The sequence below is a fragment of the Aquabacterium sp. genome (assembly GCF_050725395.1).
In the GTDB taxonomy this organism is placed as follows: Bacteria; Pseudomonadota; Gammaproteobacteria; order Burkholderiales; family Burkholderiaceae_C; genus Aquabacterium.
Genome location: NZ_JBOHHL010000016.1, coordinates 64742 through 90716 on the forward strand (window position 1 = coordinate 64742; position 25975 = coordinate 90716).

Below are 25975 nucleotides of genomic sequence, written 5' to 3' on the forward strand. Positions count from 1 at the left end.
GTTCTATAAAACGCAAAACTGAACAATGCCTGTTCGTCCACCCACAAACCGCGAGAAAGACCGATGAACGCTCCTGCCCCCATCCGCGCCCACGCCCGCCGTCGACTCAGCCAGCTCACGATGGCCGTGTGCGTGGCGCTGGGAAGCCTGGCCCTTGCCAGCCTGCCCAACACTGCCCGCGCGGCCGCGCCACAGCTCAAGACCCAGGCACCCGGCTGGTACCGGCTGATGGTCGGCACCGTCGAGGTCACGGCACTCAGCGATGGCACGGTGGAATTGCCGGTCGACAAGCTGCTTCACACTTCGGCCGCGCGCATCGCCAAGGGATTGAAACAAAACTTTCAGAAGGCCCCGCTGGAAACCTCGGTCAATGCCTTCCTCATCAACACCGGGGATCGCCTGGTCCTGGTGGACGCCGGCGCGGGTGCTTTGTTTGGTCCCACCCTGGGCAAGCTCGCATCGCAGATCCGCGCGGCCGGCTACCAGCCGGAGCAAGTGGACGACATCCTCATCACGCACATGCACCCGGACCATGTCGGCGGCCTGTCGGCCGATGAACAGCGGGTGTTCCCGAACGCCACGGTGCGCGCCGACAAGCAGGACGCCGACTTCTGGCTTTCGGAAGCCAAGCTGAACGCGGCGCCTGCCGAGATGAAAGGGTTCTTCCTGGGCGCCATCGCGTCGCTGACCCCCTACGTGAAAGCCGATCGCTTCAAGCCATTCGAGAAGGACGGCGAAGTGGTGCCAGGCATCCGCAGCCTGGCAACGCACGGCCACACGGCAGGTCACACGGCCTACGTCGTCGAGAGCCAAGGCCAGCGCCTGGTGCTCATCGGCGACCTGATCCACGTGGCCTCCGTGCAATTGCCCTCGCCCGAGGTGACCATCAATTTTGACTCGGACCAACCGAAGGCCGCCTCGGCGCGCGCCCGCACCTTCGCCAAGCTGGCCAAGGAAGGCAGCCTGGTGGCGGTCAGCCATTTCAGCTTCCCAGGCCTGGGGCATCTGCGCCAAGATGGCAAGGGATGGGTCTGGGTGCCCGTCGATTACAGCAGCCAGGTCCGCTGACCCGACTGGCTTGATCCGTCAACCAATGTTGACATCCGGGCATTCGTCAACCAACTTTGAAGCAAGGCTGGAGCTGGGCCGACATCGCCGAAGCCCTGGGGGTGAGCAAGCAGGCCGCGCACAAGCGCCTGGCCGGATCCGTCGGGCCCGCGGGCAGCAAGGATTAGCCAGGAGATCACCACATGTCATTCATCCATCGCCTCAAACAGCGCGTGCGCGACATGGGCACCATCAAGTCCTTGTGCCTGGGTGCTGAAGAGCACGCCCAGCAGGACGGCCAGGACAAACCTGGCGCTGAACACTTCCTGCTGTCTGCCCTGGACTTGCCCTGAAGCACGGCGTGGCACCACGCTCCTTGGCCGCCATGGGGATCGACCTGGAGGCGCTCGGTTCAGCGGCGCAGGCCGAGGTCGAGGGCATCGTCACCGCGGCCCTGGGCTGACCGACAGGAGCGCCTTGGCCGCCTCGATGCGCAGCGCCAAGGCCACGGTCTCGTCGTTCATGACCTCCAGCAGGAAGCGCCGGGGATCCAGCCCCGGACCCTGCGCTGGCGGACTGGTCGGAGCCGAAGGCAGGCTGGGCGCCAAAGGCGCCGGCCGCAACTTCGCCAAGGCCGCTTGCCAGGCGGCGGGTTGGATGCGCTGCAGGCGCGACAGCAATTCCGCCTGTCCTTCGGGGCTCGGCGGGATGTCGAGCCAGGGCGTCTCGGCGAAGATGGGGGCAAGGTCGGGCGCCACGAAAGCAGACCATTGGCCCGCCAGCACTTCACGGCCAGGCAGCATGTCTTCATGCCAGGATTCCTGAGGGAGCCGCGCAGGCGCGACGTGGCTCAGGTAACGAGCACGCAGGCAGGCCAGGAAGGCACTCGCCTCGGCCAAGGGAACGGCCTCTTCCAGCGAAAACCAGAGCTGAAAACCGTCCACGCCCGACACCGCGATGGCAGGCGCCGGCAGAGAAAGCTCGGACTGCACCGCCCGCCACACGAGCGACAACGCGTCCCAGTCGGCAGGCCTGCCCAACAGCGACAGAACCATGGCACGGACCTGCCCATCGGGCGCGGTCAGCGGATCGTACAGGCGGTGCAATTCGGAGGGCAGTCTGGTCATGGTTGGCTCACCTCGGGCGACGCACGGCGCGAACCTTACCACTGCCGCCACCGCCGCAATAAAGCAAATCGGCCCCGTCTGATTCCAGCCCGCTGACACCGGTGCCCTGCGGCATCTGCAAGCGCTCCAGCACAGCGCCAGTCTCGGCGTCGATCCGGCGCAGCTCGCTTTCGTCGTTCTCCCAGGTGCCGTGCCACAGGTCGCCATCGACCCAGGTCACCCCGGTCACGAAGCGGTTGGATTCGATGGTGCGCTTCACCGCGCCCGTGGCGGGGTCGATCTGGTGGATCTTACGATCACGGTACTGCCCTACCCACAGGCTGCCCTCGGCCCAGGTCAGGCCGGAATCGCAGCCCTTGCCGGGCGCCGGGATCGAGGCCAACACGTCGCCGCTGGCGGGATCGATCTTGTCGATGCGCGCTTCGGCGATTTGGTAAAGGTAGGTGCCGTCGAAGGCGGTGCCGGCATCGCAAGCACGGTCGAGGGTGCGGGTCGGCTCTCCGCTTCGAGGATCGAAGGCCACCAGCTTGGCGCCGGTGGCCGCCCAGACGCGGTCGCCATCGTGGGTGACGCCATGCACGTGGGTGGCGCCGGCAAAGGGGCCGTACTCGCGCACGATCTCGGCGGCGTGCACGGGGGCATCGGTGTGGTCTTGGCGGGTGGTGGTGTGGTTCATCGCGGGCGTCCTTGTGGGTGTTGATGCGCCTGAAATCGGCGCGGCAAGGTCACTTTATTCAATCGGCAGCGCAGCAGGGAGTAACAAGATTGTCGTGAATCCCGACAGCGGTGGCGACAACCAGCGCTGCGCCCGGGCCCGCCCGATCGAACGCACCTGACCGGTGGCCTCGAGCTCGGCCAACGACCGCTGAACCGTGCGCTGGCTGGCGCCAAGGGCCAAGGCCAGGGCCGAGGTCGACCACGGCGCGCCATCGGAAAACAGCGCCACCAGCGAAGCCTGCTCACCATCGATGGGTGGTGCCAACATGACGACCTCGCGCCCCCCAAGGGGCTTGAGGACAAAGCCGCGCGCGGTGGACTCGATCAGGGCCAAGCGCTTGACGAGCGCGCGCAAACGGCCGACCTCGACCCGCAGACGGGCACGGTGTGTTTCGTCCGGTCGGCGGGTGTTGAACACGCGGGCGATCAAGGCTTCCCGATCGACATCGCCTGGCCAGGCTTCGGCCAGGGCCTGTGCCAGGGCGAAAAGCAGCGGTCGGCGAGCCAGCGGCTGCCATGCTGCCCCGGTGCCCATGCCTCGCCGGCAGGCGTCCAACACCAGCGCCTCGGAAGTCAGAAGCGCTTCAACCTCGTCCAGACGCAGGGGCTGATCTCTCCCAGCCCCGAGGCGCCGGGCCGCGGTGTGGCCCAGGATGGCCCGCGTGTCCGCCACCTCCGCCAGAAGCGCTGGCACCCCTGCCCGACAGGCCGCTTCGTGAGCGCGATCAAGCGCCGCCTTGGCCGGACCGGTGCGCAAGGAACGCAGCGCCAGTTCGGCCGAGCTCAACTCGGCCACGGCCAGGAGCGATGGCGGCAGGCCCCTCTTGGACAGCAAGGCCAGCGCAGCCGCAGCTTGGTCGAGGCGCCCCATCAGCAGCCACTGGCGCGCCGCGATCAAACGCGCGTGCAAGACATTGGCAAGGTCGGCATGGGCCTCCAACGTGGCCAGCGCCGTGGCCAGCAAGCGTGGTGAACCGCCCAGATCGCGCATGGCCAAGGCCACCTCGGCTTCGGCCACGACGCAGCGCGCGCGGGCCAGCTCTTCGCGCGCCCCGAAGCCACGCGCGGCCCGGCGCAGCAACTCGCGGGCACGTGGGTGCTCGCCCAACTGCGCCATGGCGATGCCGCGCAGGGCCAGCGCAGGCGGGTCATCGCGCAAGGCAACGCGTTTGAGCGCGCCAAGCGCATCACCAGTGGCCAGGGCCCGCGCGGAGGCGGCAATCAAGGAGTCCATGGCGGGAGGTTAATCGCGCTTGACCCACAATCCCGTTCGCTCGCCAGGATTTTGCCCAAGACGCATAATTGCCAAAAACTCAAAAAGGGAGTCCGCTTGCAAAAGAATCGACCCCATGAAATTCCGCCAAGTCACACTCGCCACTGGTCAGACCTTCGACGTGCCTCAGGGCATCCAGCGCATTGATTCCAGCTCAACCCATGGCTGGCAGGTTCGTTACCAGGGCACCAAACTTTTCTCCGATGGAGAAGGTGATCCACAGCAGTCGCTGGCCAAGGCCGTGAAGGAACTGCTGGCACGCACGGCCGCGATGCCTCCGGTGCTGACCCGGGTGAACAACGGCCCCAGCATCAACAAGACTTCGGACTTGCCCGCAGGCATCTCAGGCCCGATTGTCCGGGCCCGTCCCGGACGAGCCTTGATCGCCGAGCTGTCGGTGTTGCTGCCTCGCCTGGGCCTGCAACCCAAGATCAAAAGCATCTACATCGGCAGCCAGAACACCTACACCGAGGCACGTTACCTGGCGGCCTTGGCCAAAGGCATTGAGCTGCGCAAAGCCGCCCTGGACAGCTATGAGCAGGATGCTTTGAAAGCCCACCGCCAGAACATCAAGGCGCTGAAGACGGAACTGTCGTCCCTGCGCAGCAGAGGCTGAAGTCGGGTTCAGCCTCGCTTGGCGCCCGCGGCTTTCTTGGCGCCTTTGGCACGAGCGGGCAGCCCCACTTCCCGGGCCGCTTGCTCGTTGATCCGCTCCAGGCAGAGCAGCGCATCGACGTGCGAAATGAACAGGTCGAAGTACTCCGGCGACAACTCGCGCATCACGTTCAAGGAACGGTGCACCAGGTGTTGCGAATTGAGTGGGCCTGCATTCTCGGGCAAGGATGAGCGCGACTGTGCCAAGCGTTGATCGGCGCTCAAACGCGACCACGTTCGCCTGAAGAACTGCAGGGTCTTGGGGTCGACCGGCGAATCGGGCTTCGCCTTCGTGGAGGCCGCCGGGGTCGATGGGCCGGTGGCCGCGCCCGGCTTGTGCTGTGCAAGGTGCTCCAGCAGCTTGGCCAATGCGCTTCGCCCAGGCGGCGAATCCTGCCCGACAGGGATGGCGCCCGGTGGCTCAGCCTCCGCACGGTCCACCGCCTCATTCAGGGCTTGGAGCAGCACGACCACCTTCTCGTCCAGCATGGGCCGCGCCGCGCCACCATGGTCATCGGCACGCCGCAGCAAGGACTCGATCAGGCGAAAGCGGACCGGGTCGATGCGCTGCGCGCCACGTTCACGCAAAGCGTGCAGCATGGACGTGACATCGGACGAACGGTGTTCAGTCATGCGGCGCCGAGGCCGACGACACCGTGCGCGAAGGCCGGGAGGTTGGGGCCATCTCCACGCGGCGGTTTTTTGAACGCCCTTCGGGGTTGGTGTTCGGCGCCACGGGTTGCTGGGCGCCAAAGGCCGCCGCGAACACGTCGGACGAAGGCATGCCTTCTTCGATCAGGGTCCGGGTCACGGTCAAGGCCCGCTGGGCGGAAAGCTCCCAGTTGTCGGCAAACTGTTTGCTGCCTCCACGCATTTGCCGGTCGTCGGTGAAGCCGCTGACCATCAGGATCTCGTTGCGCGACTTCAGGTAGGTGGCCAGCGGTGCGGCCAGGCTCTTGAGCAACTGCCGGCCTTCGGGTTGCAGGTCGGCGGAGCTGAGGGCGAACAGCACGCTGCCGCTGATGCCGATGCGGCCATGGTCCAAGGTCACGCGGCCCGCGGCCAGGGGGCCGGCCAGGGCCTGCTCGAGGGCCTGGCGGCGTTGCTCTTCCACTTGGTGCTGCCTGATCTCGTCCTGCAGCCGGGTCGCCAGCTCCAGTTGCGAGGCCAGCGCGAACAGCAGGATCAGCACGAAGGCCCCCAACAGGCCCGCCATCAGGTCACCGAAGACCGCCCACACGGGGGTGGACGCTTCCACGCCAGCGTCCAGATCCAGGTCGACGTCGTCCGTCGTCATGCCAGGGCTCCCTCATTGGCCGCCTTGCCGGCCAGCCGTTGCAGGTCTTCCATGATCTGCCTTTGCGACAGGATGCTCAGGTCGATCACCTCGCGGGCCTGGGCCACGTAGTAGGCCAGTTGCTCGTCGCTGCGCGACAGGGAGGCCCCCAAGGCACCCTCGATGCGCTGAAGTTGCGCCCCCAGCTTGTCGTTTGACTCGCTGAAGAGCTGCACGGCGTGGCCAAAGGCCTCACCCAGGCTGGCGACCTCGATCGCGCTGCCCGTGACCTGCGCGGCCACCTCGGCCAGCTTGCCGGCTTCGGCATCGACCTGCGCGCTGAACCTCGCCCCCACACCTTCAAGCGCGGCGGATGAGGACGCGACCATCGCATCGATGGCACCGCGTTGTTCGGTGGCGGCGCGGTTCACGCCATCAAGCAAGGTTCCCAGCGTGTCGAGCATGCGGGCACGCTCGTCCAGCAGCGCGTTGTCGCGCGCCATGCTGTCGGACAGCTTCTGACGCAGTTCAGTGATCACCTCGGCCGCGGCGCGTGGCGCTTCGGAGGCGGCCTGCACCAGCCGGGTGATCTCGGCACTGGTATGGCGAACCTGGGCCTCGGACTGGGCGGTGATCTCGCGCGCCGTGCGTTCCATGGTTTCGCACACGCTTTGCTGTTGCGCCAACGTTTGGGCACCGGCCTCTTGCCACTCACGTCGCAGAGACGCGGCCATGGCTTCCAGGGATTTCGCCATGGCGTCCACGCGTTGTTGATCTCGTTGCGCCGATTCGGACTGCAGTTGGGCATGCGCCGCGTGCACGGTGCCCAGCAAGGAGGCCGAATGCTGCTCGAAGGTCGCCGCCGCCGTGGCCAATGCTTGTTGCGTGTCTTTCGAGACCTGCTCGCTGACCCGCGCATGCTGGTCGAGCGCCTCGCTCCAGGTGCTGGTCACGCGCTGCACCGTGCTGTCCAGGCGCTCCGAGACGCCATCGAGTTGCCGGGTCACTGCGCCAGCCATCAACGCCTGCATGGACGCGGTTTCGCGCGTCATGCCCGACAACGCGGCGGCCATCTCACCCTGCCAGCCCGCGTGGCGTTGGGCCACGTCGTCCAGCAGTGAAGCGGACCGCTGCTCGAAGGCCTGGGCAAAACGCTCCTGCGATGCGCTCAGCCTGTCCGCCAGTGCCTCGCTGGAACGTTCATGGCGCGCCAGCAAGGTCTGCCAGGCCTCGGCCACGGTCGTGGTGCTGGTCTCGAAACGCGTGGACAACTGGTCAAGCTGGCCCTGCATCGTCGCGGCCAGGGCGGCATGCAGCGATGCCGTTTCACGCGCCACCCCTGCCAGCGTGGCCTCGGCCACCGGACGGATGGTGTCACCGGCGATGCGGGCGCTGTCGGTCAGGCTGGTCTGGAGCGTGCTGGCCACGGACGATGCCAGGCCGGCATAGGCGGCTTCGGCGTTCGCGTGGAAACGTGCCTGGCTGTCCAGCAAGCGGGCGTTCGAGGTCTCGGCCTGGCGCTCCATGGTCTGCATCATCGCGCGCAGGCCATCGACCAAGGCCGGCATCAATTCCGCCTGTTTTTGCAACAGGCTCAACGAGCTTTCGCGCTGGTGAACCGCCGAGAAAGTGCGCAAGGTGGTTGCAATGCGCTCATTGAGACGCTGCGCCACCTGCACCCGTTCGCGCCGGCTCAAGGCCGCCAGCAAACCCAACGCGGCCGACGCGGCCACCCCCGCCACCGAAGTGCCGAAAGCCAGGCCAAGGCCTTTGACGGGCTCGACCAGGGCATTGCGAACGGTGACCAGGTCCGTCGCCCCTTCGAGCGCCAAACCCGTGCCGCGAAGGGTGACCACCATGCCCAAGAAGGTGCCCAGCATGCCCAGCAGCACGAGCAGGCCGGCCAGGCTGGACGCCAGCGCCGGACCCGGCAAGCCGACCGGCTCACCTTCGATGCGCCGACGCACCGCGTTCTGCAAGGGCGCGGGCACCCGGTCCAGCCAGGAGCGCAAGCTGTCCAGGGGCTCGGCCATGTCTTCCAGCGCCAACGCCAGCGCGGCCGTGGTCTGCTGGAAGCGGTGGAGTTCGAACACCCCCATCAGGTAGAAAGCACCGATGAGCAGCGTCACGCCCAGGGCCAGCGGATGCCCGAGCACATAACCGGCGCCCACCCAGGCGATGACGGCCAGGCCTGCGATGACCGTGGCGTGGCGAAAAACTTTATTCATGGCGATCTGATGACGGTGTGCGTTGTGCGGCGAGCAAGCCTTCAGCAGGTTGCAGGCGCAGGTCCAGTTCAGCGAGCAGCAAGGCCCGCATGTCTTGAAGGAAGGTGTTGAACCAGGGGCCGTCCGGCTCGTTCGCCTGGCGGAGTTGTTCGAAGCGCGGCTGCAGCAGGCCCGGCACGGTGGCCAGCAGTGCCCGCTCCTGAACACCGATGACCTCTTCCATCACGCCATCCAGTTTGGCGAGCTTGACGAGTTTCGGCACCGCACTGGCCGCCAGCGTGGCCCGCAACCGGCGCCGCAGCGGTCCGATCTGGGATTCCATGGCCTGCTGGCAAGCGATGTAGCGCCTCCGGCAACCGGTGAACTCGGCCGCCATGTCCGTCGGCGGCGCGGTGATGAATTTGAGCAGCGCAGCCCGCACGCGGGCACATTCGCGCTCGTCCGCGCTGGCATTCACAGGCGCGTGCGCCCCCCCGTCGGACGGGCCAGGCGCATCGCTCAAGACCGCCGACAGCGTGAAGGTGTGCGTCCAACCGAACCACTGGGTCACCCTCTGCGCAAAATCGTCCTGGTGAGCCGTGGCACGAACGTCGTTCAATGCGGCAAGTGATCGGATGAACGCCGAGCCAGTGAATGGGGGGCTGCGCGATTCGCGCGCCATGCTGCTGCTCAAGATCGTGGTGGGGGAAAAGGGCGAAGTCTACTACCGGACAGGACGGCGCCTCCGTTCAATGCGCCGCCTGGTACCACTTGCCCAGCAACTCGCGCTCTTCTTCGGTGATGCGGGTGGCGTTGTTCATCGGCATGGCGCGCAGCATCACGGCCTGCTGGTAGATCTGCTGCTGGTGCTGGGTGATCAATGCGGGCGTGTGCAGCATGACGCCCTTGTTCGACGTTTCGGCGTTGTGGCACATCACGCAGCGCTGCTGGATGACGGCGGTGACCTGCGGCAGCATCTCGTCCTTGGGGCCGGCCGCCACAGGCGCTGATGCCGACGCGGCTGGCGTGACAGATGCCGCAGGCTTGGGCGCCGGCGCCAGCCAGATCACCACGCCCAGCAACACCGCAGCACCCGCCGCCGCCCAGCCCCAGGGCGCCGGCTTGCCGGCCACCTCGGTCTTGTGCCTGGCCACGAAAAAGTGGCGGATCAAGGCGCCCGCCAACATCAGCAAAACCAGGGCCAGCCAGTTGTGGTCGTGGCTGTAGACCCAGCCATAGTGGTTGCTGAGCATCGCGATCAGCACCGGCATCGTGAAATAAGTGTTGTGCACGCTGCGCTGCTTGCCACGCTGGCCATGCACCGGGTCCACCGGCTGGCCGTTCTTGATGCACTCGACCACGGTGCGCTGACCAGGGATGATCCAGAAGAACACGTTGGCGCTCATGGTCGTGGCCATCATGGCGCCCACCAACAGGAAGGCCGCCCGCCCCGCGAAGAGCTGCGCGGCCGCCCAGGCGGCGAACACCACCACGCCGAACAACACGGCGCCCACCAGCTTGTCGCCACCGGGCTTGCGGCCCAAAGTGCGGCAGATCAGGTCATAGACCACCCAGAAGCCGACCAGGAACAGCAAGGCAGAGGTGGCCGCGGCCATGGGCGTCCAGTTGTAGACGGACTTGTCGATCAGAAATGTGCCCGCGTTGAACAGGTAAAGCACCGTGAACAGTGCGAAGCCCGTCAACCAGGTGGAGTAGCTTTCCCAATAGAACCAGTGCAGGTGCGACGGCACTTTCTTGGGTGCCCCCAGGTACTTCTGCGGGTTGTAGAAACCGCCACCGTGCACGGCCCACAATTCGCCCCCCACGCCCTTGTCTTTCAGGGCCGGGTCAGGCGGTGGGGTCAGGCTGTTGTCCAGCCACACGAAGTAGAACGAGGAACCGATCCAGGCGATGGCCACGACCACGTGGGCCCAGCGCAGCAAGAGGTTGGCCCACTCCAGGGCGTAGTTCAGCCAGGGTGCCAAGTCTGCAAACATCGATCAACTGCCTCGGTAGGTGGAATAGGCCCAGGGGCTGACCAGCAGGGGTACGTGGTAGTGGGCCGCGTTGTCGGCGATGCCGAAGTCCAGCGGCACCTGGCCCAGGAAAGCAGGCTTGGGCAGGTCGACACCCATCTGGCGGAAATACGCCTCCACATCGAACACCAGGCGGTAGCGGCCTGGCACCAGCTCGTGGCCGGACAGCAAAGGCGCGTCCAGGCGGCCATCGGCGTTGGTGCGCGCCTGCTTGAGCAAGGCCCATTCGCCTTGCATGACGTACAGCGCCACGGACATGCCGGCGGCCGGGTGGCCATGCACGGTGTCCAGCACGTGGGTGGTCAGGCGCCCGGTGGGGCCAGCATGGGAGTGGGTGGATTCGGTCATGGATCTTGCTGTCCTGGCACGGCATGTGCCTTCAAAAAAGTGCGAATGCAAGTCGCGGGCCGTGCCATGGGAAATGATCCTGGACTTGCCTGCGGCGCACAAAACTGTATACACTTTAACCACGATGAGCGCTTCACGCAAGAACCTCCGATTGACCAAAGTCGACGCCGAGACTCTGCAGGCCACGGACCAGGTGTGCGCGGACGAAGGCGAGTTCTCAAACACTGAAGTCATCGTGGCGGCCGTGACACGCGCCATCGTGGAACACCGCCTGCAGCCCGGGGCCAAGCTGGTCGAGCAGACCATCGGCGATCGCTTCGGGGTCTCGCGCACCATCGTGAGGCAGGCGCTGATCCGCCTGTCGCAGCTCAAGCTGGTGCGCCTTGAGCCGGCGCGTGGCGCCTTCGTTTCGCAGCCCTCGATCGAGGAAGCGCGCGAGGTCTTCGCCGTGCGCCGCATGGTCGAAAGCCAGATGCTGCGCGAGCTGGTCGACAATGCCCGCCCCGCCGACATCAAGCGCCTGAAGGCCCACCTGAAAGCCGAGCGCGACGCCGTGAGCCGCATCGACGTGGCCACGCGCACCAAGCTGCTGTTCGACTTCCACGTGCGCCTGGCCGAGGTGCTGGGCAATCAGGTCCTGATCGAGCTGATCCAAGAACTGGTGTCGCGCTGCTCACTGATCACCCTGATGTACCAGTCGTCCGACGACGCTGGGGCCTCCAATGCGGAACACGTCGACATCCTGCGGGCCATCGAGGCGCGCGATGCCGACGAGGCCATCCGCCTGATGGACGAGCACCTGAACACCGTCGAACACCAATTGACCGAACACCCCCGCGTCCCCCGGCTCACGCTGACCGACGCCTTGCGACCATGACCTTGAACAACACCCCTTACCCGCGCGACCTGGTCGGCTACGGCCGCAAGCCGCCCCATGCCCAATGGCCCGGCGGCGCGCGCATCGCTGTGCAGTTCGTGCTGAACTACGAAGAAGGCGGCGAGAACAGCGTGCTGCATGGCGACCCGGGCAGCGAACAGTTCCTCAGCGAAATGTTCAACCCGGCGGCCTTCCCCGACCGGCACCTGAGCATGGAGTCGATCTACGAATACGGTTCGCGCGTGGGCGTGTGGCGCCTGCTGCGCGAGTTCGAGCAGCGCCAGTTGCCGCTCACGGTCTTCGGCGTGGGCATGGCCTTGCAGCGCCACCCCGAGCTGGCGCGGGCCTTCATCGAACTGGGCCATGAAATCGCCTGCCATGGCTGGCGCTGGATCAGCTACCAGAACATCGACGAAGCCACCGAGCGCGAGCACATGGTCCTGGGCATGCAAGCGATCGAGAAGCTCACTGGCCAGCGCCCCCTGGGCTGGTACACCGGACGCGACAGCCCCAACACCCACCGCCTGGTGGCCGACCACGGCGGCTTCGAATACGACAGCGACTACTACGGGGACGACCTGCCCTTCTGGATGCCCGTCACCAAGACGAGTGGCGAAACCGTGCAGCAACTGATCGTGCCCTACACGCTGGACGTGAACGACATGCGCTTCAGCCTGCCCCAAGGCTATTCACAGGCCGACGACTTCTTCACCTACCTGCGCGACACCTTCGACGTGCTGTATGCCGAGGGTGATCCCCATGGCCTCAATGAACCCAAGATGATGAGCGTGGGCATGCATTGCCGCCTGCTGGGCCGCCCGGGCCGCATCCGCGCCTTGCAACGGTTTCTGGACCACCTCGAAACGCACGACCAGGTCTGGGTGTGCCGACGCCTGGACATCGCGCGCCATTGGAAAGCGGTGCACCCGACATGAGCCTCACCCTCGACCAGATCAACAGCGCCGACCAGGCGGGCTTCACTGCCCTGCTGGAGGGCGTGTACGAACACTCGCCCTGGATCGCCGAGCAGGCTTGGGCACAGCGGCCTTTCAAATCGCTGCCCCATTTGAAATACGCCCTTGCGCAAGTCGTGCGCCAAGCGCCGCAGGAAGCGCAACTGGGCCTGATCCGCGCCCACCCCGAACTCGCGGGCAAGGCCGCCGTCGCCGGCCAGCTCACAGCCGAATCGACCAACGAGCAAAGCAAGGCCGGCCTCACGCATTGCACCGCCCAAGAGTTCGCCCTGTTGCAACAGCTCAACCAGGACTACAACGCGCGCTTCGGCTGGCCGTTCATCATGGCCGTGCGTGGCCCGCGCGGCCAGGGCCTGGGCCGCTCGGCCATCATCGCCACCTTCCAGCGACGCTTGGACAACCACCCGGATTTCGAGCGGGCCGAGTGTCTGCGCAACATCCACCGCATCGCCGAGATCCGCCTGAACGACAAGTTCGCCGTCAGCAACCTTGAAGGCGAACTGGTGTGGGATTGGGCCGAGGCCCTGGCCCAACACACCGACGGCATCGGGGACACCGCTGGCCAGCTGACGGTGACCTACCTGACCCCCGCCCACCAGGCCTGCGCCAGGAACCTGCAAACCTGGATGCACGACTGCGGCTTCGACGAGGTCAGCCAAGATGCCGTGGGCAATGTGGTGGGCCGCTACCAGGGCACCGACCCTGACGAGCCCTGGCTGCTCACCGGCTCGCACTTCGACACCGTGCGCAACGGCGGCAAGTACGACGGCCGGCTCGGCATCTTCGTGCCCATGGCCTGCGTGCGCCAATTGCACCGGCGCGGCCAGCGCCTGCCCTTCGGCATCGAGGTCGTGGGCTTCGCCGAAGAGGAAGGCCAGCGCTACAAGGCCACCTTCCTGGGGTCGGGCGCCCTGACCGGCGACTTCGACCCGGCCTGGCTGGACTTGGTCGATGCCGATGGCATCACCGTGCGCCAGGCCATGTTGGACGCCGGCCTGCCCGGCAAGCTCGACGCCATCCAGGCCCTCAAGCGCGACCCCGGCCAGTACAAGGCTTTCGTGGAAGTGCACATCGAACAAGGTCCCCTGCTGGACGAGATCGACATGCCCCTGGGCGTGGTCACGTCCATCAATGGCAGCGCGCGCTACAGCGGCGAAGTGGTCGGCATGGCCAGCCACGCCGGCACCACGCCCATGGACCGCCGCAAGGACGCTGCCGCCGCCGTGGCCAAGCTGCTGCTGTACGTGGAGCGCCGCGCCGGCCTGGATTTACAAAGCCCGCACGGCCCCTCGGTGGGCACCGTCGGTGTGCTGAACGTGCCGCAAGGCTCGATCAACGTCGTGCCCGGCCGCTGCCAGTTCACGCTCGACCTGCGCGCCCCCACCAACGACCAGCGCGACGCCTTGGCTGCGGACGTGGAAGGCGCCTTGCAAAGCATCTGCGAAAGGCGTGGCGTGCACTACAAGCTCGAGCGCACCATGACTGCCTCGGCGGCCCCCAGCGATCCGGCCTGGCAAGCCCGCTGGGCCCAGGCCGTCGAAGCCGTGGGCTTGCCCGCCTACACCCTGTCCAGCGGGGCCGGTCACGATGCCATGAAGCTGCACCAGGTCATGCCGCAGGCCATGCTCTTTGTTCGTGGCGGCAACGCCGGCATCAGCCACAACCCTTTAGAGACCATCACCAGCGACGACGCCCAACTGTGCGTGGACGCCTTCATGCACCTGCTGGAAAACCTATGACGACTTCATCCGCCTACCAAGCCCTTGATGCCTGGATCGACGCCCACTTTGATGATGAAGTGCGCTTTCTGCAGGCCCTGGTGCAGGTGCCCACCGACACCCCGCCCGGCCACAACGCGCCCCATGCCGAACGCACCGCCGAACTCCTGCAAAGCTTCGGCTGGCAGGCTGAAAAGCACGCCGTGCCCCACGCCGAAGTACAAGACTATGGCCTCACCAGCCTGACCAACCTGATCGTGCGCCGCCGCTTTGCCGAAGGCGGCCGCACCGTGGCGCTCAATGCGCATGGCGACGTGGTGCCACCCGGCGAAGGCTGGACGCACGCCCCCTATGGCGGCGAAGTGGTCGACGGCAAGCTCTATGGCCGCGCCAGCGCCGTCAGCAAGAGCGACTTCGCCACCTTCAGCTTTGCCTTGCGCGCGCTGGAGGCCCTGGCCGGCCAGGCTGGCGCCCCCGCGCTGAAAGGCGGCGTCGAGCTGCACTTCACCTACGACGAAGAGTTCGGCGGCGAACTCGGCCCCGGCTGGCTGCTCAAGCAAGGACTGACCAAGCCCGACCTGCTGATCGCCGCCGGTTTCAGCCACGAGGTGGTCACCGCGCACAACGGCTGCCTGCAGATGGAAGTGACCGTGCATGGCTTGATGGCTCATGCTGCGATCCCGCACACCGGCATCGATGCCTTGCACGGCGCGGTCGTGATCCTCAACGCCCTGTACGCGCAGAACACGCTCTACAAGGCGACCACGTCCAAAGTGCCGGGCATCACGCACCCTTACCTGAACGTGGGCCGCATCGAAGGCGGCACCAACACCAATGTGGTCCCCGGCAAGGTGACGCTCAAGCTCGACCGCCGCATGATCCCCGAAGAAGACCCGGTGGCGGTCGAAGCCGACATGCGCCGAGTGATCGCCGAAGCCGCCGCCACCTTCCCCGGGATCGCCGTGGACGTGAAGCGCCTGCTGCTGGCGAAGTCCTTGCAGCCTTTGCCTGGCAATGCGCCCTTGGTGGAGGCCATCCAGAAGCACGGCCAAGCGGTGTTCGGCGAAGCCATCCCCACCATGGGCACCCCCTTGTACACCGATGTGCGCCTGTACTGCGCGCAGGGCATTCCCGCCGTGATCTATGGCGCCGGGCCACGGACCGTGTTCGAGTCCAACGCCAAGCGCGCTGACGAGCACCTCGTGCTGGATGACCTGCGCAAGGCGACCAAGGTCGTTGCCCGGACATTGCTGGACCTGCTGAGCTGACCCTCCTCCCGCCAAGGGGCTCGGACATCATCGAGAATCTTGATTTTGACCAGGACAAGGTGCCCCGATGTTCAGTGAGTTGCAACCGACCAGCGTGTGGGCGCATTTCGCCACGCTGTGCCGCATCCCCCGCCAGTCCAAGCAGGAAGGCGCCCTGCGCGATCACCTGCGTGAATGGGCGCAGGCCCGCGGCCTGGCCACCTTGGTGGATTCCGCGGGCAACCTGATCATCCGCAAGCCCGCCAGCCCTGGCCGCGAGCACGTGCCCGGGATGGTGCTGCAAGGCCACCTCGACATGGTCTGCCAGAAGAACAGCGATTCACCACACGACTTCTCACGCGACCCGATCAGGCCCGTTTTGCGCGATGGTTTCCTGGTCGCCGAAGACACCACGCTGGGCGCCGACAACGGCATCGGGGTGGCCATGATCCTGAGCGTGCTCGAAGCGACGGACCTGCCCCATGGCCCCATCGAAGCCCTGTTCACCGTGGACGAGGAAGCCGGCATGGGCGGTGCCCAAGGCCTGGCCAGCGGCGTGCTGCAAGGCAACACCATGCTCAACCTGGACACCGAGGAATGGGGCGAGTTCTACCTGGGCTGCGCAGGCGGCATGGACGTGAACGTGGCCAGGCCCAGCCAGGCGCAGGCCTTGCCTGCTGGCCACGATGTCTGGAAGATCGCCCTGCGCGGTTTGCGTGGCGGCCACTCTGGGGTCAACATCCACGAAGGACGCGGCAACGCCATCAAACTGCTGGTCCGGGTGCTGCATGAGTTGGGCCGGCAACACCCTTTGCACCTGTCGGAATTGCGCGGTGGCACGGCCCGCAATGCGCTGCCCCGCGAGGCATTCGCCACGGTGGCCCTGCCCGTCGGACTCGGCGCGCCATTGGCCAAAGCCTTGGAGCAATGGCAATCGCTGTTGCGCCAGGAGCTCCTCGGCATCGAGCCCAAGCTGACACTGGATGCCGAACCAGCAGCGGCTGAACACGTTCTGCCGGCGTCAGAGCAATGGGTCTGGCTTCACAGCGTGCACGCCGCGCCCCACGGCGTGCGCCGCATGAGCCAGCGCGTGCCCGGCGTGGTCGAAACCTCGAACAACCTCGGCATGGTGGACCTGACGCCGAATGGCGGCTCTTGCAATTTCATGGTCCGCTCATTGCTCGACAGCGGCAGCCAGGCCCTGGCCGATGAAATCCTCAGCCTTTGGGCTTTGTCGGGCACGAAAGCCGAGGCCGCTGGCCAGTACCCAGGCTGGACACCCAACCCGGACTCCCGTTTGCTGAAGCTCTGCCAGCAGGTCTACCGCGACGAATTCAAAGCCGAATCGTCCGTGCAGGTCATCCATGCCGGGCTCGAATGCGGGATCATCGCCGCCAAGTACCCCGGCATTGACATCGTGTCCTTTGGCCCCACGATCCGGGGAGCCCACGCGCCCGGCGAGTCGGTGGACGTCGCCTCGGTGGCGCGAACCTGGCACTTGCTGAGCGCGATCCTGGCTGCGCACACGTGAGCGCGGGACGCCCGAGTTGCGCGCGTTGCCTGCGCCCTCGAAGCACCTGCCTGTGCACCTGGATCACCCCCACGCCGACGCAATGCGAGGTGCTGATCCTGCAGCATCCCCTGGAAGTGGCGCAGGCCAAAGGCAGTGCACGGCTGTTGCACCTGAGCCTGCCGAACAGCCGCCTGCTCATTGGCGAAACCTTCGACCCGTCCGAACTGCAAAAGCTCATGGACGCCGGCGACCGGGTCAACGTTCTGCTTTACCCCGAGGAGGCCCAAGCGCCCCCCGAAGCGGCGACTCCACTGGATCCTGCCCTGATCCGCCTGGTGGTGCTGGATGGAACGTGGCGCAAAAGCCGCAAGATGCTCCACCTCAATCCGCTGCTGGGCGAACTGCCACGGCTGGCCTTGCAGGCGCCGCCGCCCTCGCGGTACCGGATCCGCAAGGCCCACCTTCCCGGCCAGTTGTCCACCCTGGAGGCCACCTGCCTGGCGCTGCGGCAACTGGAAAGCGGGCCGGCCCACCTTGCCCCCTTGCTGGAGGCCTTTGACGCCTTCGTGACCAGCCAGGTGCGCTGATCTGCCCCGGTCCGCCTGGGCTTGTGGTCTACTCACAGGGTGGACCGTTGTGTCGATGTTTACCGGTTGCCGCCAAGTCCACGGGCGGCCTGTGTCCAAGACATCCATGCATCTGGATTCACGCCATGATTGACGCCGCCGAGCGAAGCGCCACCAGTCCCCACCAGCCGTCCCGCCAGTCCGCCACCTGGAGCATCCGCAGCAGCCTTGCCTTGCTGGCCATCGCCTGCATCCTCCCGGGCGCGCTGATGTCCACTTACTTCATCGTGTCCGACTACCGGCTGCAAAAAGGCCGCGCCATCCAGGATGCCGTGGCCACGGCCCGGGCTGCCGCCGCCAACCTGGACCGGGACCTGGCCAGCATCGAATCCGGACTGCACGTGCTGGCGACCTCCGCCGCCCTGGACGCCAACGACCTGCCAACGTTCTACCAGCAAGCCCAGCAGGCCCTGCCTTTCCAGAACATCACCAACTACGTGCTGATCGACTCGTCCGGACGGCAGCGGCTCAACACCGTGCGGCCGCTGGGGGCTCCGCTTCCGGTCAAAGGCGGACCGCCTCAGTTGCAGGACATCTTCGCCACAGGCCACACCGTCCTGACCGACCTGTTCACCGGCCCTGTGACGGGCAAGCCCATCCTGGCCATTGGCGTGCCCGTCCAACGGAACGGGAAGATCCTCTACAGCCTCAATGCCGGCCTGTTTCCAGACCGGGTGGCCAATGTGCTGATGGCGCAAAAACTGCCCCCTAACTGGATTGCCGTGGTGCTGGACAGCCGCGGCACGGTGGTCGCCCGCACGCACGAATCGAATCGGTTTCTGGGCCATTCGGCGGTGCCCGACCTGGTCCGCATGACCAGGGAACAACGGGAGGGGGTGCTGGAAACCATCACCCTGGAAGGCGTCCCGGTCATCACGGCATTCAGCCGATCGGGTACCTCGAAGTGGAGCGTGGCGATCGGCGTGCCCAAAGCCAGCCTGAACGCGGGGCTGAAGGAATCGCTGGCCATGCTGCTCGTCGTCAACGTCCTGCTGTCGGTGGCTGCAATGTGGCTGGCCTGGCGGCTGGCGATGGCCAAGGTGGTTCAGCCGGCCCACCGGCTTCTGGACCGCATGGGCAGCCTGTCCCGGGGGCTGGACCCCGGCCCACCGTCCACCACCGCAGCGTCCAGCCGCGAGTTCGTGGCCTTGGAACAAGGTTTCGCGGACATGGGTCAACGCCTGCGCGAGCATGAAGCAGCTCGCAGGGCCAAGATCGCCGCCGAGGCCGCCAACCAGGCCAAGACCGACTTCCTGTCGCGCATGAGCCACGAACTGCGCACCCCGCTGAACGCCGTGCTGGGGTTCGCCCAGGTGCTCAAGATGAACACCGCGGACCCCCTCAGTTCCAGGCAACTGGGCATGGTCAAGCAGATCGAATCCTCCGGACTGCACCTGCTGGAGATGATCGCCGATGTGCTCGACGTGTCCCGGATCGAAAGCGACAAGATCGATGTGTTCATCGAGGACGTGGACGTGCGCGCCCTGAGCCGCGATTGCCAGCAGATGGTGGCCACACAGGCTCAGGAGGCCGGCGTGCACCTGGAGATCGTCACCCAGGACGGCGTGGGCCAGGTGCGCGCCGACCGGACCCGGCTCAAGCAGGTGTTGCTGAACCTGCTCAGCAATGGTGTCAAATACAACCGCCGAGGCGGTCGCGTCAGCCTGATCCTTCAGGAGTTGGATGGCCAGATGACTTTCCGGGTCCGGGACACAGGCCTGGGCATGACGCGAGAACAGGTTCGGCACCTGTTCGAACCCTTCAACCGCCTGGGCCGCGAGAACACGTCCACCCCGGGTACGGGCATCGGCCTGGTCATCTGCAAGCGCCTGCTGGAACTGATGGGCACCAAGCTGAACGTGCGCACCATCGAAGGCGAAGGCAGCGAATTCATGTTCTCGCTGCCTTCGGCCACCACAGCCCCCGGCAAGGCACCACTCCCAGCGCAGGAGCGGCGCCCGGCCCGGCCTGCCCACGAAGACGAAGTCACCGGCCAACGCAAGGTCTTGTGCGTGGAGGACAACCAAACCAACCGCGACATCATGGTCGCGATGCTGGCCTTGCGGCCCCAGATCGAACTGGCCTTCGAGACCTCGGGCCAGGCCGCCATGGACCGGATCGAACGCGAAACCTTTGACCTGATCCTGCTGGACATGCACCTGCCCGATGCCCACGGATTGGACGTGCTCGCCTGGCTTCGGCAAGACCCGCAACGCCGGGTACCGCCCGTGGTGATCGTGTCGGCCGACGTCAGCCCCCACACCATCGCCCGCGCCGAAAGGGCCGGCGCCCGAAACTACCTGCGCAAGCCGCTGGACCTGGCGGTGACCTTGGACATGCTGGACAGCCTTCTGCAACTGCAAACCGACGAGGCCGCGCAGCCAGGCTTCTGCAAAATCTGAGTCCACGGCACGCCGGGATCGCGGCCCAAACCAGCATATATTCGAGCCTCAGGAATGCCACCGCCTCGAGGACCCAGCCCCATGCACCGCGCCCTTGCCGCCAGCCTGCTCGCCACCGCCGCCACCTTGGCGGGCACCACGGCGTTGGCCGCCGAGAAGTTCGTCTACCTGACCAACTGGTATGCGCAGGCCGAGCATGGCGGCTTCTACCAGGCCCAGGCCACCGGCCTCTATGCCAAGGCCGGCCTGGACGTCACCCTGAAAATGGGCGGCCCGCAGGTCAACATCATGCAGCTGATGCTGGCTGGCCAAGCCGACTGCGTGATGGGCTACGACGTGCAGACCATCCAATCCTGGGAACAAGGCATCAAAGCGGTGACCGTCGCCGCCGCCTTCCAAAAAGACCCCGTGGTGCTGATCACCCACCCCGACGTCAAGAAGCTGACCGATCTGAAAAGCAGAACCCTGCTGATCGGCAGCGCCGGCATGGTGACTTACTGGCCTTGGCTGAAAGGCCAGTTTGGCTTCACCGACGCCCAGATGCGTCCCTATACCTTCAACATTCAGCCCTTCCTGGCCGACAAGAACATCGCGCAGCAAGGCTACCTGGCGTCCGAGCCCTTCGCCATCCAGAAAGAAGGCAAGCTCAAGCCCAACGTCTTCATGCTGGCCGACGAAGGCTGGCCGCCTTACGCCACCGCCGTGGTCTGCATGGACAAGACCTTGAAGGAACGCCCCAAGGCCGTGGCGGCTTTCGTCAAGGCCTCCATGGAGGGCTGGAAAAGCTACCTGACCGGCGACCCCTCGCCCGCCAACGCCCTCATCAAAAAAGACAATCCCAACATGACGGATGAGCAACTGGCCTACGGCATCGCCACGCTGAAGGACACGGGCACCGTGATGGGCGGCGACGCGGCCAAGCACGGCATCGGCATCATCACCGACCAGCGCATGAAGCAGACCTATGACATGCTGGTCAAACAGAAGTTGGTGGACCCTGCCAAGGTGCCGCTCAAGCAGACCTACCGGACCGATTTCATCGTGCCGGCCAAGGTCATGCCCTGAACCCAGGAGCGGCGTGGTTTGAGCCAGCTTTCGGCGATTGACGTTCAAGGGGCCACGCAGGTCTACCCCAATGGCACGCAGGCCCTGCGGCCTGTGAACCTGTCGGTGGCGGAGGGCGAGTTCGTGACCTTGCTCGGCCCATCTGGTTGCGGCAAGAGCACCTTGCTGAGGATGATGGCCGGCTTGCTCTTGCCCACACAGGGCGGCATCGTCGTGCAGGGCCAGCGCCTTTCATTCGTGTTCCAGGATGCCACGCTGATGCCATGGGCCACCGTCCAAGGCAATGTGCGGCTGCCGCTGGACCTGGCCCACTTGCCCAAGCCCGAAGCCAATCGGCGCGTGGCCCGTGCTTTGGCGTTGGTCGGCCTGCAAGAGGCCGCGCAACTGCGGCCACGCGAATTGTCGGGCGGCATGCAGATGCGCGTGTCCATCGCCCGAGGCCTGGTGACCGAACCGCGCCTCCTGCTGATGGACGAGCCCTTTGGTGCACTGGACGAGATCACACGGCAACAACTGGACGACGAGCTGCTGAAACTTTGGCAAGCCCAAGGCCTGACCGTGGTGTTCGTGACGCATTCCATCAGCGAGGCCGTGTACCTGTCGCAACGCGTCGTGGTCATGGCCGCGCACCCCGGCCGGGTGGTGGATGAAATCAGCATTGGCGCACCCTACCCGCGTGGCGACGCCTGGCGCGCCAGCCACGCTTTCCATGCATTGGAACGGCACCTTCGCCAATGCCTGGCCGACGCCTCGAAAGCCACGGCATGAGCAAGCCATCTCAAAAGGAAGCCTTATTGCGCATCGGCCTGCCCGTGCTGGCCGCCGTCGTGCTGCTGGGGCTGTGGCAGGCCTGGGTGACGTGCTTCGAAGTCCCCGCCTACCTCGTGCCATCGCCCTGGCTCATCGGCCAGACCTTGCTGGCCGACTGGCCGCTGTTGGGCGCGGCGTTGGGCGTGACTTTGAAGATCACCCTGCTGGCCTTTGGCGCCTCGGCGGTGCTCGGCAGCCTGATCGCCTTCTTGTTCGTGCAGAGCCGCTGGATCGAAGCGGCTTTCTTTCCGTACGCGGTGCTGCTGCAGGTCACGCCCATCGTGGCCATCGCGCCGTTGATCATCATTTGGGTGAAAGACCCGACGCTGTCGCTGGTGGTGTGTGCCACGCTGGTGGCCTTGTTTCCCGTGATCGCCAACACCACGACCGGCCTGCGCAGCATCAACCCAGGGCTGGCCGATTACTTTCGGCTTCAGGGTGCGAGCCGCTGGCAGTTGCTGACGCGCCTGCGCATCCCGAGTGCACTGCCTTTTTTCATGGCGGGCTTGCGCATCTCGGGCGGGCTGTCGCTGATCGGCGCCGTGGTCGCCGAATTCGTGGCTGGCACGGGTGGCACGGGCACTGGGTTGGCCTATCAGATTCTGCAATCGGGCTACCAGCTCAACATACCCCGCCTGTTCGCCGCGCTGGTGTTGATCACCTTGAGCGGTGTCGTCCTGTTCGCCACGCTGGCCGCTCTCACCCGAGTGGTACTCGGAGGCTGGCACGAATCGGCCCGGCCACTACACTGAGCGCCTTGCCTTGATCAACTTCGCTGTACCGACCCCATGAGCTGGCTTGGCCACCTGAAACTGGATTACCGCCTGGATGGCCAGCGCACCATTGCGCACGACCTGCACCACGGTCCGCTGAGGGTCTTGCAACGCCTTTATCCCGAAGGCGATGCGGTGTGCCATCACGTGCTGGTGCACCCTCCGGGTGGCGTCGCGGGCGGCGACGTGCTCGACATCGACATCAACATGGCGCCGGGCAGCCATGCCCTGATCACCACGCCAGGCGCCACGCGCTTCTACCGCAGCGGAGGCGAACTGGCCCGGCAATCGCTGGTCGCCAGCTTGTCGGAAGGGGCACGCCTGGAATGGCTGCCCCTGGAAACCATCGCCTACCGAGGCTGCCGCGCCGAAAATCGCACGCGCTTCGAACTGGGCCCGGGCGCAGAGATGATCGGCTGGGACCTGCTTGCCCTGGGCTTGCCAGCGGCAGGCGAATTGTTCGATGACCCGGCCCACCCCGGCGCTCACTACACCCAATGCATCGAACTGCCTGGGATCTGGCTGGAGCGCGGCACCGTCCGCTCCGATGACCAACGCTTGCTGGACAGCCCGCTGGGCTGGGCGGGGCACCGGGTCATGGGCACCCTGTGGTTCGCCGCAGGCCTGCCCCTGGCCCCGAACCGCCGCAACGCGCTGCTGGAGACCGCCCGCGCCGTGGTCGACGGCCACGCCCTGCAATCCCAGGCCGGCTGCACCAGCCCGCATGCCGAGGTGGTGGTGCTGCGGGTGCTGGGCGCCAGGGTCGAACCGGTGATGCAGTTGCTGAGCGCGGTCTGGGCCCATTGGCGCGAGGCGGCCTGGCAGAAGGCACCTTGCCCCCCCAGAGTCTGGCGGACCTGAAGGCCGGCGGGCTTAGCCGATGTTCTCGGCGGTGTGCCTCACGGGCCTCCTGGCACCGAACAAGCCCGCGGCCTTCTCGTCCATGTGCCGCTCGCCATCGGGTGAAGAATCACCGCCTTCGAACTCGTCCTCGGCATCACGGTCTTCGCCCAACCCCATCACCGGCAATGGGTCGAGCGAGCGCCAGGCTGGCGTGCTGATCATCAGGCTGGCCAGCAGGCCCGACATGCGCGCGGCCCACCACACCGCCCCCACCGACACCACGGCCCCCGAGGTCTGAACGACCGTTTTCTGAACCTTGACGAGTTGGTCTTCGGAGGTGTCCGTGAACTTGAGCGACGCGGCTTGAGCATCGCCATGCGCGGTGCTGAGCGACAGGTTCAAGGCCTGCGAAGACACGCCCAGCTTCATGTCTCCCAGCATCTTGAACAGGGCTTGGCCTGGCGACATGGACAAATCCAGGTCGACGGCATCCAGCCTGAGATCGAAACTCAGGGACCGGTTCGACCCGGTGGCGCCGGACGACAGGGCATTGCCCGGGCCTCGCCCTGCCGAAGCATTTTTGCCAGCAGATGGTGTGACCTCGATCGGCCCTTCTTCTGGCGCGGCTGGAGCGGACACCGTCTCGTCGGGAGCGTTCGGGGTGGTCTGGGGTGTCTCGGGCACCTCGGGCGTTTCCGTGGCCGGGGACTCCGGCGTGGGATCGGGTCGGGTCGCTGGATTGCCGTTGGTGGGAGGAATGCCGCCTGCGCCCCCATTGGTCGCGGGGGGCTGAACCAAGATGTCCACCTGCCGCACGCTGCCCTGTGCCTGGCCATCCGAGACGGTGTAGCTGAAGCGGTCGACACCGGAGAAGCCGGCAGCGGCCTCATAGCGAACGCTGCCATCGGCCAGGATGGTCAACGTGCCGTGGCTGACAGGGCTCAGGACCACCAACTGCAGGGCGTCACCGTCCTGGTCGCTGAAGGCGTTCGACAAATCGCCGGGCGCCCAATTGACCACGGTGTTGGGCGTGGTGACCTGCAGATCACTGCTGTTCCGGGTTGGCGCGTCGTTGGCATTGGTGACCACGATGGCCATGGCTTGCTGACCGGTGAAGCTGCCATCGCTGACCTGCACCAGCACGTCATAGACATTGTCAGCATTGGCATCCGTCGGCAGCTCATGGTCAGGCGCCGCGATGAACGACAGCATGCCCGTGCTGGCATTGACCGTGAAGAGCCCCGCATCCACGCCACCGACGATGCTGTACGTCAGGGTGCTGCCGGCATCCGCGTCGGTGGCGGTGACGAGGCCCACGGCCGTGGTGTTCTCTGCCACCGCCAGACCTGCGCCACTGGTGATGACGGGGGCGTTGTCATTGGCCGGGGCGATGGACACGGTGAAAGTCTGGCTGCTGCTGGAGCCATCGGCGCTGGTCGCCAGCACGGTGATCACGTGTGACGTGCTGGCCTCGAAGTCCAGCAAGCCGCCATTGGCCACGGTGACCACACCGGTGCTGGCATTGATCGTGAAGCGCCCACCCGCGTCGTCGCTGAGCGAGTAGGTGATGGTGTTGTTGGTGCCGTCTGCATCCGTGGCATTCGCCGTGACCCCCACCACCGTGCCATTGGCGGCGTTCTCGGTCACGCTGTTGGCCGCGGCGTTGGTGTCGCTGACCGCGCCCACCGCGAACTCGTTGACATCGACCAGGTTGATCGTCATGACCTGGTTGCTGCTGGAGCCATCGGCGCTCGTGGCCACCACCGTGATCGCATGCGAGGTGGCCGCCTCGTAGTTCAGCAAACTGCCATTGGCGACGGTGACCACACCCGTGACCGCGTTGATGGCGAAACGCCCCCCGGCGTTGTCGCTCAGCGAGTAGGTGATGGTGTTGTTGGTGCCGTCTGCGTCGATGGCGTTCGCTGTGATGCCCACCACCGTGCCATTCGTGGCGTTCTCGGCCACGCTGTTCGCTGTGGCGTTGGTGTCGCTGACCGCGCCCACCGCGGATTCGTTGCCATCCGTCAGGTTGATCGTCATCACCTGGTTGCTGCTGGAACCGTCCAAGCTGGTGGCCACCACCGTGATCGCGTGGGATGTCGCCGATTCGTAGTCCAGCAAAGTGCCATTGGCCACCGTGACCACGCCCGTGACCGCGTTGATGACAAAGCGTCCACCGGCGCTGTCGCTCAGCGAGTAGGTGATGGTGTTGTTGGTGCCGTCTACATCGGTGGCGTTCGCCGTGATGCCTACCACCGTGCCATTGGCGGCATTCTCGGCCACGCTGTTTACCGCCGCGTTGGCATCACTCACGGCCCCCACGTCGAACTCGTCCGCGTCGGCCAGGTTGATCGTCATCACCTGGTTACTGCTGGAACCGTCCAAGCTGGTGGCCACCACCGTGATCGCGTGGGATGTCGCCGATTCGTAGTCCAGCAAGGT

At 66.0% G+C, this 25975-nt stretch carries 24 protein-coding genes; 14 read left to right on the top strand and 10 right to left on the bottom strand.

Translation table 11 applies throughout. The features are described from left to right. Positions 1 to 63 precede the first annotated feature (63 nt). A complete protein-coding gene (locus ACREB4_RS11830; protein ID WP_431588422.1) occupies positions 64 to 1068 on the top strand; it encodes an MBL fold metallo-hydrolase in 1005 nt (334 codons plus the stop codon). Positions 1069 to 1250: 182 nt separating this feature from the next. Continuing rightward, positions 1251 to 1400, top strand: a complete 150-nt coding sequence (locus ACREB4_RS11835; RefSeq protein ID WP_431588423.1) for a hypothetical protein — start codon at positions 1251 to 1253, stop codon at positions 1398 to 1400. Between the two features lie 90 nt (positions 1401 to 1490). Here ACREB4_RS11835 and ACREB4_RS11840 read toward each other — a convergent pair whose 3' ends face one another. From ACREB4_RS11840 to ACREB4_RS11850, 3 genes are read right to left on the bottom strand one after another with little or no spacing between them, the layout of a single operon-like run. After that, positions 1491 to 2174 carry a hypothetical protein gene (locus ACREB4_RS11840; RefSeq protein ID WP_431588424.1) on the bottom strand — a complete coding sequence of 228 codons (684 nt, stop codon included), beginning with the start codon at positions 2172 to 2174 and terminating at the stop codon, positions 1491 to 1493. Positions 2175 to 2181: 7 nt separating this feature from the next. Further along, complete coding sequence (locus ACREB4_RS11845; protein WP_431588425.1) at positions 2182 to 2850, bottom strand: Vgb family protein; 669 nt, start codon at positions 2848 to 2850, stop codon at positions 2182 to 2184. Positions 2851 to 2904: 54 nt separating this feature from the next. Then, complete coding sequence (locus ACREB4_RS11850) at positions 2905 to 4125, bottom strand: helix-turn-helix domain-containing protein (RefSeq protein WP_431588426.1); 1221 nt, start codon at positions 4123 to 4125, stop codon at positions 2905 to 2907. A gap of 115 nt (positions 4126 to 4240) precedes the next feature. On the opposite strand from ACREB4_RS11850, the gene ACREB4_RS11855 reads away from it, so the two are divergent. After that, complete coding sequence (locus ACREB4_RS11855; protein WP_431588427.1) at positions 4241 to 4780, top strand: hypothetical protein; 540 nt, start codon at positions 4241 to 4243, stop codon at positions 4778 to 4780. Positions 4781 to 4788: 8 nt separating this feature from the next. Here the strand turns inward: ACREB4_RS11855 and ACREB4_RS11860 are convergent, their stop codons facing one another. The 6 genes from ACREB4_RS11860 to uraH all read right to left on the bottom strand — a co-directional run bounded on the left by ACREB4_RS11860 (position 4789) and on the right by uraH (position 10685). Then, a complete protein-coding gene (locus ACREB4_RS11860) occupies positions 4789 to 5451 on the bottom strand; it encodes a DUF2894 domain-containing protein (RefSeq protein ID WP_431588428.1) in 663 nt (220 codons plus the stop codon). Further along, positions 5444 to 6115, bottom strand: a complete 672-nt coding sequence (locus tag ACREB4_RS11865; RefSeq protein ID WP_431588429.1) for an OmpA family protein — start codon at positions 6113 to 6115, stop codon at positions 5444 to 5446. Before ACREB4_RS11865 ends, ACREB4_RS11860 begins: the two co-directional genes overlap by 8 nt. Continuing rightward, on the bottom strand, positions 6112 to 8322 hold the full coding sequence (locus ACREB4_RS11870; protein WP_431588430.1) for a DUF802 domain-containing protein: 2211 nt from the start codon (positions 8320 to 8322) through the stop codon (positions 6112 to 6114). Before ACREB4_RS11870 ends, ACREB4_RS11865 begins: the two co-directional genes overlap by 4 nt. Continuing rightward, on the bottom strand, positions 8315 to 8983 hold the full coding sequence (locus ACREB4_RS11875) for a DUF3348 family protein (protein ID WP_431588431.1): 669 nt from the start codon (positions 8981 to 8983) through the stop codon (positions 8315 to 8317). Before ACREB4_RS11875 ends, ACREB4_RS11870 begins: the two co-directional genes overlap by 8 nt. A gap of 67 nt (positions 8984 to 9050) precedes the next feature. Further along, the gene (locus tag ACREB4_RS11880) at positions 9051 to 10298 is read right to left on the bottom strand and encodes a urate hydroxylase PuuD (RefSeq protein WP_431588432.1); all 1248 of its coding nucleotides are present in this window, start codon (positions 10296 to 10298) and stop codon (positions 9051 to 9053) included. 3 nt (positions 10299 to 10301) lie between these two features. Then, positions 10302 to 10685, bottom strand: a complete 384-nt coding sequence (gene uraH / locus ACREB4_RS11885; protein ID WP_431588433.1) for a hydroxyisourate hydrolase — start codon at positions 10683 to 10685, stop codon at positions 10302 to 10304. A gap of 151 nt (positions 10686 to 10836) precedes the next feature. On the opposite strand from uraH, the gene ACREB4_RS11890 reads away from it, so the two are divergent. The 11 genes from ACREB4_RS11890 (at position 10837) to ACREB4_RS11940 (ending at position 23551) form a co-directional block, all read left to right on the top strand. After that, positions 10837 to 11562: a GntR family transcriptional regulator gene (locus ACREB4_RS11890; RefSeq protein WP_431588434.1), complete on the top strand. Its 726-nt coding sequence runs from the start codon at positions 10837 to 10839 to the stop codon at positions 11560 to 11562. Continuing rightward, complete coding sequence (gene puuE / locus ACREB4_RS11895) at positions 11559 to 12497, top strand: allantoinase PuuE (RefSeq protein ID WP_431588435.1); 939 nt, start codon at positions 11559 to 11561, stop codon at positions 12495 to 12497. Before ACREB4_RS11890 ends, puuE begins: the two co-directional genes overlap by 4 nt. Continuing rightward, positions 12494 to 14275, top strand: a complete 1782-nt coding sequence (uraD, locus tag ACREB4_RS11900; protein ID WP_431588436.1) for a 2-oxo-4-hydroxy-4-carboxy-5-ureidoimidazoline decarboxylase — start codon at positions 12494 to 12496, stop codon at positions 14273 to 14275. Before puuE ends, uraD begins: the two co-directional genes overlap by 4 nt. Next, on the top strand, positions 14272 to 15522 hold the full coding sequence (locus ACREB4_RS11905) for a M20 family metallopeptidase (protein WP_431588437.1): 1251 nt from the start codon (positions 14272 to 14274) through the stop codon (positions 15520 to 15522). The genes uraD and ACREB4_RS11905 overlap by 4 nt, the downstream gene beginning before the upstream one ends. Before the next feature lie 67 nt (positions 15523 to 15589). Beyond that, positions 15590 to 17032, top strand: coding sequence for an aminoacyl-histidine dipeptidase (locus ACREB4_RS11910; RefSeq protein WP_431588438.1), 1443 nt, complete (start codon positions 15590 to 15592; stop codon positions 17030 to 17032). After that, complete coding sequence (locus tag ACREB4_RS11915; RefSeq protein WP_431588439.1) at positions 17029 to 17601, top strand: tRNA-uridine aminocarboxypropyltransferase; 573 nt, start codon at positions 17029 to 17031, stop codon at positions 17599 to 17601. The genes ACREB4_RS11910 and ACREB4_RS11915 overlap by 4 nt, the downstream gene beginning before the upstream one ends. 125 nt (positions 17602 to 17726) lie before the next feature. Continuing rightward, positions 17727 to 20042 (top strand): hybrid sensor histidine kinase/response regulator, encoded by a 2316-nt coding sequence (locus ACREB4_RS11920; RefSeq protein ID WP_431588440.1) that lies wholly within the window; start codon positions 17727 to 17729, stop codon positions 20040 to 20042. A gap of 81 nt (positions 20043 to 20123) precedes the next feature. Beyond that, positions 20124 to 21107 (top strand): ABC transporter substrate-binding protein, encoded by a 984-nt coding sequence (locus ACREB4_RS11925; protein ID WP_431588441.1) that lies wholly within the window; start codon positions 20124 to 20126, stop codon positions 21105 to 21107. Between the two features lie 18 nt (positions 21108 to 21125). Then, a complete protein-coding gene (locus ACREB4_RS11930) occupies positions 21126 to 21875 on the top strand; it encodes an ABC transporter ATP-binding protein (RefSeq protein WP_431588442.1) in 750 nt (249 codons plus the stop codon). Beyond that, positions 21872 to 22669, top strand: coding sequence for an ABC transporter permease (locus ACREB4_RS11935; protein WP_431588443.1), 798 nt, complete (start codon positions 21872 to 21874; stop codon positions 22667 to 22669). Before ACREB4_RS11930 ends, ACREB4_RS11935 begins: the two co-directional genes overlap by 4 nt. A 36-nt stretch (positions 22670 to 22705) precedes the next feature. Beyond that, positions 22706 to 23551, top strand: coding sequence for an urease accessory protein UreD (locus tag ACREB4_RS11940; RefSeq protein ID WP_431588444.1), 846 nt, complete (start codon positions 22706 to 22708; stop codon positions 23549 to 23551). 12 nt (positions 23552 to 23563) lie between these two features. On the opposite strand, the gene ACREB4_RS11945 is transcribed toward ACREB4_RS11940, so the two are convergent. Continuing rightward, positions 23564 to 25975, bottom strand: a 2412-nt coding sequence (locus ACREB4_RS11945; protein ID WP_431588445.1) for a cadherin domain-containing protein, incomplete at its 5' end; no start/stop codon positions are given.

Bases quoted from the DNA above. Each gene is read 5' to 3' on its own strand.
- ACREB4_RS11830 (WP_431588422.1), top strand. From the start codon at position 64: ATGAACGCTCCTGCCCCCATCCGCGCCCACGCCCGCCGTCGACTCAGC.
- ACREB4_RS11835 (WP_431588423.1), top strand. From the start codon at position 1,251: ATGTCATTCATCCATCGCCTCAAACAGCGCGTGCGCGACATGGGCACC.
- ACREB4_RS11840 (WP_431588424.1), bottom strand. From the start codon at position 2,174: ATGACCAGACTGCCCTCCGAATTGCACCGCCTGTACGATCCGCTGACC.
- ACREB4_RS11845 (WP_431588425.1), bottom strand. From the start codon at position 2,850: ATGAACCACACCACCACCCGCCAAGACCACACCGATGCCCCCGTGCAC.
- ACREB4_RS11850 (WP_431588426.1), bottom strand. From the start codon at position 4,125: ATGGACTCCTTGATTGCCGCCTCCGCGCGGGCCCTGGCCACTGGTGAT.
- ACREB4_RS11855 (WP_431588427.1), top strand. From the start codon at position 4,241: ATGAAATTCCGCCAAGTCACACTCGCCACTGGTCAGACCTTCGACGTG.
- ACREB4_RS11860 (WP_431588428.1), bottom strand. From the start codon at position 5,451: ATGACTGAACACCGTTCGTCCGATGTCACGTCCATGCTGCACGCTTTG.
- ACREB4_RS11865 (WP_431588429.1), bottom strand. From the start codon at position 6,115: ATGACGACGGACGACGTCGACCTGGATCTGGACGCTGGCGTGGAAGCG.
- ACREB4_RS11870 (WP_431588430.1), bottom strand. From the start codon at position 8,322: ATGAATAAAGTTTTTCGCCACGCCACGGTCATCGCAGGCCTGGCCGTC.
- ACREB4_RS11875 (WP_431588431.1), bottom strand. From the start codon at position 8,983: ATGGCGCGCGAATCGCGCAGCCCCCCATTCACTGGCTCGGCGTTCATC.
- ACREB4_RS11880 (WP_431588432.1), bottom strand. From the start codon at position 10,298: ATGTTTGCAGACTTGGCACCCTGGCTGAACTACGCCCTGGAGTGGGCC.
- uraH (WP_431588433.1), bottom strand. From the start codon at position 10,685: ATGACCGAATCCACCCACTCCCATGCTGGCCCCACCGGGCGCCTGACC.
- puuE (WP_431588435.1), top strand. From the start codon at position 11,559: ATGACCTTGAACAACACCCCTTACCCGCGCGACCTGGTCGGCTACGGC.
- uraD (WP_431588436.1), top strand. From the start codon at position 12,494: ATGAGCCTCACCCTCGACCAGATCAACAGCGCCGACCAGGCGGGCTTC.
- ACREB4_RS11905 (WP_431588437.1), top strand. From the start codon at position 14,272: ATGACGACTTCATCCGCCTACCAAGCCCTTGATGCCTGGATCGACGCC.
- ACREB4_RS11910 (WP_431588438.1), top strand. From the start codon at position 15,590: ATGTTCAGTGAGTTGCAACCGACCAGCGTGTGGGCGCATTTCGCCACG.
- ACREB4_RS11920 (WP_431588440.1), top strand. From the start codon at position 17,727: ATGATTGACGCCGCCGAGCGAAGCGCCACCAGTCCCCACCAGCCGTCC.
- ACREB4_RS11925 (WP_431588441.1), top strand. From the start codon at position 20,124: ATGCACCGCGCCCTTGCCGCCAGCCTGCTCGCCACCGCCGCCACCTTG.
- ACREB4_RS11935 (WP_431588443.1), top strand. From the start codon at position 21,872: ATGAGCAAGCCATCTCAAAAGGAAGCCTTATTGCGCATCGGCCTGCCC.
- ACREB4_RS11940 (WP_431588444.1), top strand. From the start codon at position 22,706: ATGAGCTGGCTTGGCCACCTGAAACTGGATTACCGCCTGGATGGCCAG.